Annotated in this window: 9 protein-coding genes; 3 read left to right on the top strand and 6 right to left on the bottom strand. The window is 70.5% G+C overall.

Features of this window, described 5'->3' with window-relative positions:
- Window positions 1-53 precede the first annotated feature (53 nt).
- Both Afe05nite_RS04325 and Afe05nite_RS04320 read right to left on the bottom strand, forming a co-directional pair.
- The gene (locus tag Afe05nite_RS04325; RefSeq protein ID WP_203815648.1) at window positions 54-1,880 is read right to left on the bottom strand and encodes an acetolactate synthase large subunit; all 1,827 of its coding nucleotides are present in this window, start codon (window positions 1,878-1,880) and stop codon (window positions 54-56) included.
- Between the two features lie 153 nt (window positions 1,881-2,033).
- Window positions 2,034-4,385, bottom strand: a complete 2,352-nt coding sequence (locus tag Afe05nite_RS04320) for a putative bifunctional diguanylate cyclase/phosphodiesterase (protein ID WP_239117547.1) — start codon at window positions 4,383-4,385, stop codon at window positions 2,034-2,036.
- Between the two features lie 92 nt (window positions 4,386-4,477).
- On the opposite strand from Afe05nite_RS04320, the gene ilvD reads away from it, so the two are divergent.
- Window positions 4,478-6,325 carry a dihydroxy-acid dehydratase gene (gene ilvD / locus Afe05nite_RS04315; RefSeq protein WP_203815647.1) on the top strand — a complete coding sequence of 616 codons (1,848 nt, stop codon included), beginning with the start codon at window positions 4,478-4,480 and terminating at the stop codon, window positions 6,323-6,325.
- 180 nt (window positions 6,326-6,505) lie between these two features.
- Here ilvD and Afe05nite_RS04310 read toward each other — a convergent pair whose 3' ends face one another.
- The gene (locus Afe05nite_RS04310; protein WP_239117546.1) at window positions 6,506-7,072 is read right to left on the bottom strand and encodes a TetR/AcrR family transcriptional regulator; all 567 of its coding nucleotides are present in this window, start codon (window positions 7,070-7,072) and stop codon (window positions 6,506-6,508) included.
- An 86-nt stretch (window positions 7,073-7,158) separates the two neighbouring features.
- On the opposite strand from Afe05nite_RS04310, the gene Afe05nite_RS04305 reads away from it, so the two are divergent.
- A complete protein-coding gene (locus Afe05nite_RS04305) occupies window positions 7,159-8,040 on the top strand; it encodes an SDR family oxidoreductase (RefSeq protein ID WP_203815646.1) in 882 nt (293 codons plus the stop codon).
- A 115-nt stretch (window positions 8,041-8,155) separates the two neighbouring features.
- Complete coding sequence (locus Afe05nite_RS04300; protein ID WP_239117545.1) at window positions 8,156-11,098, top strand: MFS transporter; 2,943 nt, start codon at window positions 8,156-8,158, stop codon at window positions 11,096-11,098.
- A 29-nt stretch (window positions 11,099-11,127) separates the two neighbouring features.
- Here the strand turns inward: Afe05nite_RS04300 and Afe05nite_RS04295 are convergent, their stop codons facing one another.
- The 3 genes from Afe05nite_RS04295 to Afe05nite_RS04285 are packed head-to-tail and all read right to left on the bottom strand — an operon-like array spanning window position 11,128 to window position 15,439.
- Window positions 11,128-13,575, bottom strand: a complete 2,448-nt coding sequence (locus tag Afe05nite_RS04295) for a glycoside hydrolase family 2 protein (protein WP_203815644.1) — start codon at window positions 13,573-13,575, stop codon at window positions 11,128-11,130.
- Window positions 13,576-13,607: 32 nt separating this feature from the next.
- Entirely contained in the window at window positions 13,608-14,462 is an 855-nt protein-coding gene (locus tag Afe05nite_RS04290) for a carbohydrate ABC transporter permease (protein ID WP_203815643.1), read from the bottom strand.
- A complete protein-coding gene (locus Afe05nite_RS04285) occupies window positions 14,459-15,439 on the bottom strand; it encodes a carbohydrate ABC transporter permease (RefSeq protein ID WP_203815642.1) in 981 nt (326 codons plus the stop codon). The genes Afe05nite_RS04290 and Afe05nite_RS04285 overlap by 4 nt, the downstream gene beginning before the upstream one ends.
- Window positions 15,440-15,476 lie beyond the last annotated feature (37 nt).

The following is a 15,476-nucleotide window of genomic DNA, read 5'->3' as shown; positions in this document are numbered from 1 at the left end:
TGCGAGGCCGTTGTCAGCTTGGGCTGATTGCCACTCGGTGCGGGCGGCCACAACTAGAGGTCGTCCTCTTCGAACTCGGGGCGCACGTCGCGGGCGAACATGATCTCGTCATTGCTCTTTCCGGCGGCAACCATCGGCCAGACCATGGCGTCCTTGCCGACCGTGAAGTCGATGACCACGGGGGCGTCGTTGATCTCCATGGCCTGCTTGATGATCTTGTCGACATCGTCCTTGGACTCGCAACGCAGCCCCACGCAGCCGAGCGCCTCGGCCAGCTTCACGAAATCCGGGATGCGGTGCTTGTGCGTGCCCAGCTCGGTGTTGGAGTAGCGGCCCTCGTAGAACAGCGTCTGCCACTGCCGGACCATGCCCAGGTTGCCGTTGTTGATCACGGCGATCTTGACCGGGATGCCCTCCAGGGCGCAGGTGGCCAGCTCCTGGTTGGTCATCTGGAAACAACCGTCGCCGTCGATCGCCCACACCGCCGTCTCCGGCCGGCCGACCTTGGCGCCCATCGCGGCCGGGACCGCGTAGCCCATCGTTCCGGCGCCGCCCGAGTTGAGCCAGGTGCCGGGCTTCTCGTACTTGATGAACTGCGAGGCCCACATCTGGTGCTGACCGACGCCGGCCACGTAGATCGCGTCCGGGCCGACCAGCTCGCCGATCCGCTCGATCACGTACTGCGGGGCCAGGGTGCCGTCGGTCGGCTCCTCGTAGCCCAGCGGGTAACGGTCCCGCAGCTCGTTCAGGGCCGCCCACCACGGCTCGTACTGCGCCTTGCCGCCGGCCGACGCCGAGACCGCGGCGATCAGCTCGTCGATCACGTGCCGCGCGTCGCCCACGATCGGAACGTCGGCGTGCCGGTTCTTGCCGATCTCGGCCGGGTCGATGTCGGCGTGCACCACCTTGGCGTCCGGCGCGAACGAGTCCAGCTGGCCGGTCACCCGGTCGTCGAAGCGGGCGCCCAGGGTGATCAGCAGGTCCGACTTCTGCAGCGCGTAGACCGCCGGGACGGTGCCGTGCATGCCGGGCATGCCCAGGTGCTGCTCATGCGAGTCGGGGAACGCACCGAGCGCCATCAGCGTGGTGACCACCGGGATGCCGGTCAGCTCGGCCAGCTTGCGCAATCCCTCGGTGGCACCGGCCTTCAGCACGCCGCCGCCGACGTAGAGCACCGGGCGCCGGGCCGCCGCGATCAGCCGGGCCGCCTCGCGGATCTGCTTGCCGTGCGGGTGCAGGGTCGGCCGGTAACCGGGCAGGTCCAGGGTCGGCGGCCAGGCGAACGTGGTCTGCGCCTGCTGCACGTCCTTGGGGATGTCGACGAGCACCGGGCCGGGCCGGCCGGTGGCCGCCAGGTGGAACGCCTCGGCGAGCACCCGGGGCAGTTCCTCCGGGGTCTGCACCAGGAAGTTGTGCTTGGTGATCGGCAGCGTGATGCCCTGGATGTCGGCTTCCTGGAAGGCGTCCGTGCCGATCGCCGAGCGGGAGACCTGGCCGGTGATCGCGACGATCGGCACCGAGTCCATGTACGCGTCGGCGATCGCGGTGACCAGGTTGGTGGCACCCGGCCCGCTGGTCGCCATGCAGACCCCGACCTTGCCGGTGGCCTGGGCGTAGCCGGTGGCGGCGTGCCCCGCGCCCTGCTCGTGCCGGACCAGGATGTGCCGGACCTTGGAGTCGAACAGCGGGTCGTACGCCGGCAGGATGGTCCCGCCCGGGATGCCGAAGACGACCTCGACCCCGAGCGCCTCGAGCGACCGAACGAGAGCGCCGGCACCGGAGGTGGGCACCGGGGCGACTACGGCCGAGGCCGGGGTGCCGGCCGCGACGGTGGCGGGGTTGGCTCGGTGGGCAAGCGTCTCAGGAGTGGGTCTCGTCATGGCTTATTCGAACCTTCTCGGTAGTCGTCCGTCGTAATCAGAGCAACAAAAAAGGCCCGCGTGCTGTAGAAGCACGGGACCTAGCGCACCCTTGCCGACTTGCTACGGCAGGAGTGCGCTCAACTAAGTACTCGGGACGCGAAGCACATGCGCCTAAGGTTGCCCCATCTCACTCGGCGAGTCAACTGATCCCACATTTTGGTCAGCTGTCAATGCCCCGAACGCGGGATCTGTCGGCAGAACAGCCCTGAGCTGCCTCATTCCCGGCCCGAGGGTCACCACCTGGCTGCGTGCGGTCGCGCCCTTCGGCGGCTCGTTGCGCGGCTGCGGCACCGGCCGGGTGCCGGTGCGGAGTCCGTCCAACTGAGCCTCCAGATGCTCGGCCGGCACGCCCCAGCCGAACAGCGAGCCCTGCCCGAGCCGGCACCCCGCCTCCTCGACCGCGGACCGTTGCGCGGGCGTGCCGATCCCCTCGGCCAGCACCTCGAGACCGAGCCGGTGCCCGAGCCGGACCACCACGTCGACGAGGGGGGCGGCCTCGCCGGTGCGCGACTCCGGTTCGGCCACCAGCAGCCGGTCGATCTTGAGGATGTCGACCGGCAGGGTGCGCAGCTGGCTGAGCGAGGAATAGCCGGCCCCGAAGTCGTCGAGCGCGATCCGGACGCCGGTGGTCCGCAGCTCGGTCAGCCGGCCGATCAGCTCCTCCATGTCGGTGGCGACGGCGTGCTCGGTGACCTCCAGCACCAGCCGCTGGGCCGGCACACCGTGCTCGGCCAGCACGTCGGCGACCTGGCCGGCGTAGTCGGCGGCGTGCAACTCCTTGGGTGACAGGTTCACCGACACCCAGACGTCGTGGCCCTTGCTCAGCCAGTCGGCGAGCTGTTTGCAGGCGTTGTCGAGCACCCACGAGCCGATCCGGTTGATCAGGCCGGACTCCTCGGCCACCGGGATGAACTCGTCCGGCCGTACCGCACCGAGCGTCGGGTGGTGCCAGCGCAGCAGCGCCTCGGCGCCGACCGGCCGCATCGACGGCAGCGCCACCACCGGCTGGAAGACCAGGCGCAGCTGCTCGCGGTCGATCGCGTGGCGCAGCTCGCTCTCCAGGGTGCCGCGGCGCCGCAGCAGCTCGTCGTAACGGGCCTGGTAGCGCTCGACCCGGTTCTTGCCGCGCTGTTTCGCGTACCGCAGCGCCAGGTCGGCGTCGCGGATCAGCTCGCCGGTGTCGGCCACGCCCAGGCTGGCCGACAGGAAGATGGAAATGCCCTCCACCTCGTACGGCTCGCCCAGCACCGCCAGCAGCCGATGCGCGGTGAGGGTCGCCTCCTCGGCGGTGCCCCGCATCAGGATGGCGAACTCGTCGCCGCCCAGCCGGGCCGCCACGTCACCGGCCAGCAGGTTGCGCCGCAGCCGCTCGCCCACCTCGACGAGCACCGCGTCGCCCACGTCGTGGCCGCGCATGTCGTTGACCGTCTTGAAGCCGTCGAGATCGATGCCGACGAGCACGAGCGGCTCAGCCGGGCCGTTGCACTCCTTGAGCGCCCGCTGCAGGCCGCGCCGGTTGGCCAGCCCGGTCAGCGGGTCGGTGTGGGCCAGCTCGCGGAAGTGGGCCTCGCTCTGCCGCAGTCGCAAGGTGTATCGCTTCACGTCGCCGAGGGCCAGGTATTGCCGGGCGACCAGCGCGAAGCCCTCGACGCTCGCGCCCAGATAACCGTAGAAGTCGAACTCGCCGCCCCGGGCGAGATGCCAGCCGAGCGCGACGACCATGGCGAACATCGGCACCACCGCGTACGCCGTGCCGCGCTCGCTGACGTCGCCGACCACCTCGACCGGGCGGTCGGCCACCTTCACCGCGCGCCCGATCATGAACAGCCCGCCCGGCAGCAGCAACGCGCCGAGGAGCACGTCGACGTCGAGGTTCTGGCAGATGCCGCCGCCCACGGCCATCGCCGCGGCGGCCACCACGGTCACCCCGCCGGCCACCCGCACGGTGGTCAGCCGGGGCCGGTGCGCGTGCAGGGCCAGCACGACGGTCAGGCCCAGGGAGATGACCGCGAGCCCGGCCGGCAGCAGGATCGCCGGGCAGGCGATCGGGGTGGCCCCGCCCAGCAGGTGGGTCGGCTGGCTGAGCAGCACCCAGCCGACGAACCAGAGCGCCGCCGCGATCACCACCCCGTCGAGCAGGTGGCGCAGGGCCGCGCCCGGGCTTTCCGCCGCGCCCGGCAACAGGGCGGTGCCCACGAGCAGGGTGAGGGTGCCGATCGCGGTGCCGAGGGCCACCGCCGAGCCGAGGTGCATGCGCGGGACCGGCGCGTCGGTGATCAGCGCGCTCAGCACGCCGGCGAGGGCCGCCGCGGTGGCCAGCGCGCCGCCGAGGGCCAGGATGAGGTGGGCCCGGCGGGCCGCACCGGTGTGCCGGCGACCGGAATTGCCCAGCAGGGCGACGGCCGGGACGGCGATCAGAAGACCGGCGAGCCCCGCCAGCTCCACGCCGGACGGTGATTGCACGGGAACACTGTGCCCGATCTCGCGCCGAATGGAAATCCCGCGCAGTGGACTCGACTGGCTTTTCTCGCAAGCCGCAGTGGCACACTGAGGGGATGCCTGACCTGCGTTCCCGGACCTCGACCCACGGTCGGACCATGGCCGGCGCGCGCGCCTTGTGGCGCGCCACCGGGATGACCGACGACGACTTCGGCAAGCCCATCGTGGCGATCGCCAACAGCTACACCCAGTTCGTACCGGGTCATGTGCACCTCAAAGACCTCGGCGGCATCGTGGCCGACTCGATCGCCGCGGCCGGCGGCGTCGGCCGCGAGTTCAACACCATCGCCGTCGACGACGGCATCGCGATGGGCCACGGCGGCATGCTCTATTCCCTGCCCAGCCGCGAGCTGATCGCCGACGCGGTCGAATACATGGTCAACGCGCACTGCGCCGACGCCCTGGTCTGCATCTCGAACTGCGACAAGATCACGCCCGGCATGCTGATCGCCGCCCTGCGGCTCAACATCCCGACGGTCTTCGTCTCCGGCGGCCCGATGGAGGCCGGCAAGACGGTCGCGATCGAGGGCGTCGTGCACGAGAAACTCGACCTGGTCGACGCGATGAGCGCCAGCGCGAACGAGAACGTCACCGACGAGCAACTCGGCACCATCGAGCGGTCGGCCTGTCCCACCTGCGGCTCCTGCTCCGGCATGTTCACCGCCAACTCGATGAACTGCCTCACCGAGGCGATCGGCCTGGCGCTGCCGGGCAACGGCTCGACGCTCGCCACGCACGCCTCCCGCCGGGCGCTCTTCGAGAAGGCCGGCGCCCTGATCGTCGACATCGCGAAGCAGTACTACGAGAACGACGACGAGAGCGTGCTCCCGCGCAACATCGCCAACCGCAGCGCGTTCGAGAACGCGGTGGCGCTCGACGTGGCGATGGGCGGCTCCACCAACACGGTGCTGCACCTGCTGGCGGCGGCCCGCGAGGCCGAGCTCGACTTCAGCGTGGCCGACATGGATGCCATCTCCCGGCGGGTCCCGTGCCTGTCGAAGGTCGCCCCGAACAGCCCGAAATACCACATGGAGGACGTGCACCGGGCCGGTGGCATCCCCGCCCTGCTCGGCGAGCTCTACCGCGGCGGCGTGCTCAACACCGATGTGCGCTCGATCCACTCGCCCGACCTGGCCGGCTGGCTCGGCGAGTGGGACATCCGCGGCGGCTCGCCGTCCGAGGAGGCGCTGGAACTCTTCCACGCGGCCCCCGGCGGCGTCCGCACCACCCAGCCGTTCAGCACCAGCAACCGCTGGGCGACGCTCGACACCGACGGCGAGAACGGCTGCATCCGCAGCATGGACCACGCCTACACGGTCGACGGCGGCCTGGCGATCCTCTTCGGCAACCTCGCCCCCGACGGCTGCGTGGTCAAGACGGCGGGCGTCGACGAAACGCTCTGGAAGTTCACCGGCCCGGCCCGGGTCTTCGAGTCCCAGGACGCCGCCGTCGACGGCATCCTCGGCAAGCAGGTGGTCGAGGGCGACGTCGTGGTGATCCGCTACGAGGGCCCGCGCGGCGGCCCCGGCATGCAGGAGATGCTCTACCCCACGAGCTTCCTCAAGGGCCGTGGCCTGGGCAAGGCCTGCGCCCTGATCACCGACGGCCGGTTCTCCGGCGGCACCAGCGGCCTGTCGATCGGCCACGTCTCGCCGGAGGCGGCCTCCGGCGGCCTGATCGCGCTCATCGAGACCGGCGACGAGATCACCATCGACATCCCCGGCCGGGGCATCTCGCTGAACGTCGACGACGAGACACTCGCGCAGCGTCGCCACGAACAGGAACGCCGCCCCAAGCCGTACACCCCGGAGAACCGCGTCCGCCCGGTGTCGGCGGCCCTGCGGGCCTATGCCTCGATGGCCACCAGCGCCAGCGACGGCGCCTACCGCAAAGTGCCTGAATGATACGGGCATAAACGCCCACAACCGCAGAAACGACAGTTCCGTGGCCACGCACTGGCCGGGTGCGTGGCCACGGCCGTCGGCCCGCTGCCGGCCCGGCGCCGCTGCCGGTCCGCAGAACCCGGCCCGCGGAACCCGGCCCGCAGAACCCGGGCGGCGGAAACCCGGGCGGCGGAACCCCGGTCAGCGGGGCGCGGTCACCTCGGTCAGCCGGGCGAGCGTCGCGTGCATCAGGTCCGGCAGTGAGGCGTCCGGCGGGCCGGTCACCCACTGCTCGAACGCCACCCGGAACACCACCGTGCCGGCCTCGGCGGCCAGGCTCGCGTCGGCGGCCGGCACGCCCCGCCGGCACAGCGCCTCGGCCATGGCTTCGGCCAGCGACGCCATCTTGATCAGCTCTCGTTCGCGCAGTTCGGCGTTGGCCGTGATGACCGAGTGCCGGGCGCTCGAGTGCGCGTGGTCTCCCCCGAGGAAGGCCAGCGACGCCTCCAGACCGGCCGAGACCGCCGCCATCGGCCCGGCCGTCGCCGGCGCCCCGGCAACCGCGGCGGCCATCCCGTCGCGCAGCTGCGCCGAGCCCGCGAAGAGCACCTCGCGCTTGTCGGCGAAGTAGCGGAAGAACGTGCGCGCGGTCAGGCCGACCTCGCTCGCGATCTCGGCCACCGTCGTCTGCTCATAGCCGCGCTCCGCGTAGAGCCGCAGTGCCGCCCCCTGGAGGCGACCCGCCGCACCTTCCTGCCATCTAGCCACGGGATGATTCTAGTCATGTCATCAAGTGACATCACCTGTGCTAGCGTCAGTGATGTCATTAAGTGACATCACGGAAGGACCCCATCATGCGCATCTTCGTCACCGGCGCTTCCGGCTGGATCGGCTCCGCCACCGTCGCCGAGCTTCTGCGGGCCGGCCACCAGGTCGTGGGTCTCGCCCGCTCGGACGCCTCCGCCGCCAAACTCGAGGCGGCCGGCGCCGAGGTCCGCCGGGGCGACCTCGACGACCTCGACGGCCTGCGGGCCGCCGCCGCCGACTCCGACGGCGTGATCCACCTCGGCTACAAACACGACTTCTCCCCCGCCGGGATCGCCGAGGGCGCCCGCACCGACCGGGCCGCGATCGACGCGCTCGGCCAAGCCCTCGAGGGCAGCGGCAAGCCGTTCGTGATCGCGTCCGGCGTGGCCGGCCTGGCCACCGGCCGGGTGGCCACCGAGCAGGACCGCCCCGACCCGGATGCCTACCCGCGGATGGCCAACGCGGCGGCCTGCCTCTCCTACGCCGACCGGGGCGTCCGCGCGACGGTCGTCCGGTTCGCCCCCACCGTGCACGGCCGCGGCGACTACGGCTTCACCGCCGCCCTCGTCGACATCGCCCGCCGCACCGGGGTCAGCGGCTACCCCGGCACCGGCACCAACCGCTGGTCCGCCGTCCACGTGTCGGACGCCGCGGTCCTGGTCCGGCTCATCGTCGAACAGGCCCCGGCCGGCACGTCCTGGCACGCGGTCGCCGACCAGGGCGTCACCACCAAGGAGATCGCCGAGGCGATCGGCCAGGCCCTCGACCTCCCGGTGAAGCCCGTCGCCGACGAGCACTTCGAGTGGCTGGCCCGGTTCTTCGCGATGGACATGCCGGTGTCCAGCGACCACACCCGGCACGCCCTGGGCTGGAACCCGACCGGTCCGAGCCTGCTGGCCGACCTCGACGCCGGCGCGTACACCAGCTGAGCCGGCCGCCCGGCGGGAAGTTCGTTCCCGCCGGGCAACTTCCGGCGGGATGGCTCGTTGCGTGGTGGTGAGCGTTGATGAAGCACCCCAACTAAGTCATCGCCAGATTCTCGAGGTGCTCGCCGGACTGATGCTCGGCATGTTCCTCGCGGCCCTCGACCAGACGATCGTGGCGTCGGCGATCCGCACCATCGGCGACGACCTGCACGGGCTGTCGATGCAGGCCTGGGTGACCACGGCATACCTGATCACCGCGACCATCTCGACCCCGCTGTACGGCAAGCTCTCCGACATCTACGGCCGCAAGCGCTTCTTCCTGGCCGCCATCGCGATCTTCGTCGTCGGGTCGGCCGCCTGCTCGTTCGCCACCTCGATGTACACCCTCGCCGGCTGCCGGGCGCTGCAGGGACTCGGCGCCGGCGGCCTGTTCTCCCTCGCCCTGGCGATCATCGCGGACGTCGTTCCCGCTCGCGACCGTCCTCGCTACCAGGGCTACTTCCTCGGCGTCTTCGGCATGTCGAGCGTTCTCGGCCCGGTCATCGGCGGCTTCTTCGCCGGCGCCGACCAGATCCTCGGCATCGCCGGCTGGCGCTGGGTGTTCCTGGTGAACGTGCCGATCGGCGCCGTCGCCCTGTTCGTCGTGGCCCGCGTCCTGAAGCTGCCGCACAACCGGCGCGACCACCGCATCGACTGGTGGGGCGCGGCCACCATCTGCGTCTGCCTCGTACCGCTGCTCACCGTGGCCGAACAGGGCCGCACCTGGGGCTGGACCGACCTGCGCTCGATCGCCTGCTTCGCCGTCGGCCTGGTCGGCCTGCTCGCCTTCCTGGTCGCCGAGGCGCACATGAAGGAGGAGGCGCTGATCCCCCTGCGCTTCTTCCGCAACCGCACGTTCGCGCTGACCTCGGCCGGCGGTTTCGTGATCGGGATGGGGATGTTCGGCGGACTCGCGCTGCTCCCCCTCTATCTGCAGATCGTGCGCGGGGCCACGCCCACCGAGTCGGGCCTGCAACTCCTGCCGCTGACCGCCGGCATCATGGTCGGCTCGCTGGGGTCCGGGCAGCTCATCAGCCGGACCGGGCGCTACCAGCCGTACCCCATGGTCGGTGCCCTTCTGATGGTCTTCGGTCTGCTGCTTCTGGCCACCCTCGGCGTCGACACCCCGTTCTGGCGCACCGGCGTCTTCATGGGCCTCTTCGGCCTCGGCCTCGGTTTCGTGCTCCAGCCGATCACCCTGGCCGTGCAGAACGCGATGGCCCCCAGCGAGATCGGCGTTGCCACCGCCTCCGCCACGTTCTTCCGCCAGATGGGCGCCACCGCCGGCACCGCGATCTTCCTTTCCATCCTGTTCGGTACGGTCGGCGACCGGATCGCCGACGCCTTCGCCACCGACGCCGCCCGCCGCGCCACCACCGACCCGGCCCTGGCCGCCCTACCCGCCAACAAGCCGTTGCTGGACACCCTGCACAGCGGCGGCCACACCTCGCTCGACGACACTTCCTTCCTGGCGAAGGCGTCCCCCGCACTGGCCCGCCCGTTCCAGTCCGGCTTCTCGACAGCGATGGACCACATCTTCCTGCTCGCCGCCGCCATCCTGGTCGTAGCTTTCGTCCTGTTCCTGCTCCTGCCGAACGCCCCCCTGCGCGCCCAGCCCCACAAAGCCACCCACCCCGACGCCCCCACCGCACCGCCGTCCCCGGCTCAACCACCCACACCCGCCCAGCCACCCACACCCGCCCAACCACCCACACCCGCCCAATTACCCACACCCATCGGGGCGGCCACAGTCCCGGCCACCGACAGCGACGCAACCCCGGCAGACTTCGCCCCGGCGCCCGTCACCGCCGCTGAAACCCACTCCGCCGCAGCGGATTCCGCCCGCTCAACCCCCGCGCCGTCCGCCTCGCTCTCCGGGCCCGCCTCCACCGCTGCGGCCTCCGCGCCATACCCCGCCCCCGCACCGCGCACCCCCGCCGCCTTCGCCTCCGCCCCACCCAACCCGCCCGTCTCCGCCCCGCCCAACGCCGCCGCCTCCGGCCAGCCCCACTCGCCCGTCGCCGCGCAGCCCGACGCCGCCGTCGCCGCGCAGCCCGACGCCGCCGTCGCCGCGCAGCCCGACGCCGCTGTCGCCGCCTCGGCGCCGCAAGCCGGGTCCACACCGTTCACCGGTGCGGCATCCGCGTCGCGGTCCGGGCCTGGATCATTCTTTTCGGCGCGTGCTGGGGCGGCTTCGCGAGCGGCGGCGGCTGCGGTGCCGCCGCAAGCCCAGCAGCGCGCTGTTCCCGGGCCGGTGATCAGCGGGCGGATCGACGGGCCCGACGGGGACGTGCTGGCCGGGGCGACAGTGACGGTGGCCGACTTCGAGGGTGGGCACGTCGCGCACACCATCACTGAGCCGGACGGCGAGTTCCGGCTGGAGCTGCCGCACGGCGGCACGTTCATGCTGATCTGCGCGGCGGTGGACCACCAGCCGGCGGCGGTGCTGGTGAACGCCGGCTCCGGGGAGATCCGCCGGGTGCTGTCGCTGGCCGGGGCCAGCCACGTCGTGGGTCGCATCACTGATCGCCGCGGCCGGCCGGTGGTCGGCGCGCCGGTGACGCTCACCGATCTGGCGGGCACAGTGGTGGCGACAGCGCGCACCGACTCCGAGGGTCGCTATCGGCTGGCGGGGCTGGAACCGGCCGACTACCTGCTCACGGCGACGGCCGAGCATGCCCGGCCGGCCACCAGAATCATCTCGGCGGGCCGTACGCGTCCGGCCGATCTGGTCCTGACCATCGGCGGAACCTTGACCGGCACGGTCCGGGCGGCCTCGTCGGGGCGGCCGATCCCCGAGGCGTCGGTGGTCGCGGTGAACGAGCTGGGCGAGGTCTCCGGTTCGACCACCACCGACGGCGACGGACGGTACGAGATGCGGGATCTGCCCCCGGGGGTCTACACGATCGCGGCGAGCGGCCACGCCCCGGTGGCCAGCCGGGTGGAGATGACCGGTGACCGCACCGACCACGACATTCTGCTGGGCGGCCGGCCACCGGTCCACGCTTCGCCGAACACCTGACCCCCGGGTCGGCTTCGGCTCGGGGTGCCTCAGGTCAGGTCGTTGACGCACCTCAGGACGGGACGGCCGACCAACGCCTTTTCGTCGAGGGACTCCTCCGAGGTGACGGTGAAAGTGACGGTTTCGCCGGGGAGCAGGGTCACGTCGGCCCGGTCCGGGGAGGCAGACGGGTCGAGGCGGTCCGGGAAGAGGGTCAGCGACCGCAGGATCGACGTGGCGGTCACCGCGACCTTTGTGGACTTTCCCTCGGTCGTCACCCGCGTGGTGAAGTTTGGCGCCGGCCAGTCGATGTCCTTGTCCGCGGCGAAGAGGAAGAACGAGCGTTCCGAGCCGGATTCGGCCAGAAGCAGCTCGCGGGTCGGGTCCTCGGGGGTGGTCAGGTCGACCGGAAGCGGGATCGTCACCGCGCTGCCGGGGGCGACCGTCGCGTTCAGGAACGAGGCGGCCAGGACATGGCCGGACAGGCTGCGCCGGGTGACCGTGGCGGCGACGACCCAGGGGGTGCCGCCGTCGTTCACGGCCACCAGGGCGGGGGCACCCTCGGCCACGAAAACCGCGCCGGGTGCCACCGGGTCGGGGCCGCCGGCTTTCGGGGCCTCGGCCGTACGGGGCTGCAACGTCAACAGGTGGTCGGCGTAGGCGTCGCGCATCGCGTACCACAGCGGCTTCTTGCGCCCGTCGCCGTCGATGGCCGCCCAGGAGGTCACCGGCCAGCAGTCGTTGAGCTGCCACATGATGCTGCCCATGCACAGTGGACGGAGCGAGCGGAAATGCCTGATGCCGAAGGACACCGCGCGCGCCTGGTTGAGCTGGGTCAGGTAGTGCCAGTCGTCGAAGTCGCGCGGTGCCGGCAGGTGGTTGGCGAGGCCGCGTTCGAGTTTCTGGTCGCCGCCGATCGCCTTCTGGTGGTGCGCCATGCCGGGCGAGTCGGGCGCCAGCGGGTCGTCCGAGAGGGCGCGCTTCAACGTCGCGTAGGTCGGTGGGGCCTGGAAGCCGAACTCGGCCACGAAGCGGGGGCGGTAGGCCGCGTACTTCGTGTAGTCGTCGGTGTTCCACACGTCCCAGATGTGCGTGGTGCCGGCCACCGGGTCGTTGGGGTGCCGTTTCGAATCACCGGAGTACGGGCTGCCGGGCCAGTAGAAGCGGGCCGGGTCGAGCTCGGCCATCAGGCGGGGCAGCAGGTCGAAGTAGTAGCCGGCCCCCCACGTGCGGCCGGCCAGCGGCGCCTTCCAGTTCCAGTCCTCGTGGCCCCAGATGTTCTCGTTGTTGCCGGTCCACATGACGAGGCTGGGGTGCGAGCTGAGGCGCACCACGTTCTCGCGGGCCTCGGCCTCGACCTCGCCGCGCAGCGGCTCTTCCTCGGGGTACGCGGCGCAGGCGAACAGGAAGTCCTGCCCGACCAGGAAACCCATCTCGTCGGCGAGGTCGTAGAAGTCCTCCGACTCGTACCGGCCGCCGCCCCAGACGCGCAGGTAGTTGACGTTCGCGTCGGCCGCCTGGACGAACCGCTCGCGCAGCCGGGAGGCGACGATCCGGTCCGCGAACACGTCGTCGGGGATCCAGTTCACCCCACGTACGAAAATCGGGGTGTTGTTGATGTGCAGCGTGAACGCGTCGCCGGTGGTGTCGACGCGCACCGAGCGAAAGCCGATCTTGCGGGACCAGGAGTCGAGCTCGCCCGCCGCCGACGACAGCACCACGTCCAGGTCGTAACGGGCCTGGTCGCCGAGACCGCGCGGCCACCACAGGGCGGGCTCGTCGACGGTGAGGATCAGCAGCGCCTCGATGCCGTCGACGGTGGCCTGGGCGCGACGACCGGCGACCGAGGCGGTGATCGTCACCGGTTCCTCGGCCGCCCGTTCGAGTCGCACCCGCACCTCGACCCGGCCGGTACCGTCGGGCGCCACCGTCACCTGCGGGCGGACCTCGGCGAACCGGGCCACCGACCAGGAGTGCAGCCCGATCGGCTGCCAGATGCCCGACGTGACAAGCGTCGGGCCCCAGTCCCAGCCGAAATTGCAGGCCTGCTTCCGAATGAAGTTGAACGGCTCGGGGTACGCGTTGGGCCGCTCCCCGAGATCCGCGCGCACTTCCTCGGCGTACGCGTAAGGGCTGTCGAATTTGATCTTCAGGGAGTTGGCACCCGCCCGCAGGAGTGGCCGCACGTCGAAGCGGTAGCCCCGGTGCATGTTCGCGGTCCGGCCGACCGGAGCACCGTTCAGCTCGACCGAGGCCACCGTGTCGAGGCCGGCGCAGACAAGATCGATCCGGGGTGCGTCGAGGTCGGGCGTGAACGTCGTCGAGTACTCCCACGACGTGCGCCCGATCCAGGCCAGCTTCGTCTCGTTCTCGTCGAGGTACGGGTCCTCGATCCGGCCGGCGGCGAGCAGCGCGGTGTGCACGCACCCGGGCACGGTCGCCGGCAGGTCGGTGATCTCGCCACCGGCGATCGTCCAGCCTTCGTGCAGGTGTTTCACAGTTCTCCCTTTGACCTGGTCAGCCCCGAAGATCAGGACTTGACAGCGCCTTCCATGATCCCGCGAACGATCTGCCGGCCACCGAGAAGGAGCAGAACGATAAGCGGAACCGTAGCCACGAACGCGCCGGCCAGCACCCGGCGGTAGATCACATAGTTACCGCTGGCCAGGTCACTGAGCGCGACCATCGAGGTGGGGAACTCGGTGCCGTTCAGCGTGATCAGCGGCCACTGGAAGTCGTTCCACGCCATCACGAAGGTCAGCAGGCCGAGCACGGCGAGCGCGGGCCGGATCGCCGGAAGCACGATGCTCCAATAGACCCGCAGGGTCATCGCGCCGTCGATCCGGGCCGCCTCGACCAGCTCGTCCGGCACCGCGTGGGCGATGAACTGCCGCATGTAGAAGACGCCGAACGCGCTGACCAGACCCGGGGCGATGACCGCGAGCAGAGTGCCGTTCCAGCCGAGCTTGCCCATCAGGATGTAGAGGGCCACCACGCCGAGCTGGTTGGGCACGGTAAGGGTCAGGATCACCACGAACATCAGCGCGTTACGCGCCGGGAAGTGCAGTTTCGCGAAGGCGAACCCGGCCAGCGAGCAGAAGAACAGCGTCGACAGGGTGATCACCGAAGACACGATGAAGCTGTTGATCAACGAGGCGGTGAAGTAGACCTCGTTCATCGTGAAGACTTCGCGCAGGTTGTTCATCAGCTCGCCGCCGGGGATCACCGACGGCGGGATCTGCGAGACGGCCGCGTCGGTGCTCGTCGCGATGACGAACATCCAGTACACGGGAAAGGCCGAGAAGACCAGGACCAGAACCAGGCCGAGGTACGTCTTCCAACTGCCGCGGGTCTCCTGCGGCGCCCGGGTCACGAACGTGGTCACCGGTCCCCTCCGATGCGCTTGGTGAGCATGGCGTTGATCGCGGCGACGATCAGAATGATGATGAACAACGCCCACGAGATCGCGGCCGCGTACCCGAGGTTGAGGTCCTTCCAGCCGACCTTGTAGATCAGCTGGGCGATGGTCTGGAACTGGTGCGCCGAGCCACCGCCGGCCGACTGCGGGTTCTCGTCGAACATCATCGGCTCGTTGAACAGCTGGAGGCCGCCGATGGTCGACAGGATCACGGTGAACACCACCACCGGCTGGATCATCGGGACGGTGATGCGCCACAGCTGCCGCCACGGTCCGGCACCGTCGACGGCGGCCGCCTCGTACACGTCCTTGGGAATGGCCTGCATCGCGGACAGATAGAGCAACGCGTTGTAGCCGATCCACTTCCAGTTGACCATCGTGGCGATGGCGATCCAGCTGCTCCACTTGGACGCCCGCCAGTCGATCGGCTGCTCCTGGCCGTAACCGACGAGCGAGAGGAACCAGTTCGCCATGCCGTTGTCCCGGGCGAAGAACACCGCGAAGACCAGCGTCGACGCGACCACCGGGGTCAGGTAGGGCAGCAGGATGCCGATCCGCCAGAACGTCTGCCCGCGCAGCTTGCGGTTGAGCAGGTTGGCGATGATCAGCGCGGCGAGCAACTGCGGCACCGTCGACAGGATGAAGATGCCGAGGGTGTTGTAGAGAGCGTTCCAGAAGTCGGAGTCGGAGAGAAGGCGGCTGAAGTTCCCGAAGCCCGCCCATCCGTCCTTCTCCGGCTCGGTCAGCCGCCAGGTCCGCAACGAGACGACCCCGTTGTAGACGATCGGGAACAACCCGAAGATCGCGAAGATGATGAAGAACGGGGCGATGAAGACGTACGGCGTCGCCTTGATGTCGAACCGGTAGAGCCACAGCTTGGCCGGGCTCGGTTTGGCCGGGGGCGACGCTTGCTGCGGCGGCGGCCGGAGCTGGGTGAGGGACACGGCCACTCCTAGTGGTAAGGGCGGGGCGGCATGAGCC

The organism is Paractinoplanes ferrugineus, assembly GCF_016862195.1.
In the GTDB taxonomy this organism is placed as follows: Bacteria; Actinomycetota; Actinomycetes; order Mycobacteriales; family Micromonosporaceae; genus Actinoplanes; species Actinoplanes ferrugineus.
The sequence above is the reverse complement of the archived record's forward strand: the minus strand, read 5'-3'. Positions and strand labels throughout refer to the sequence as shown.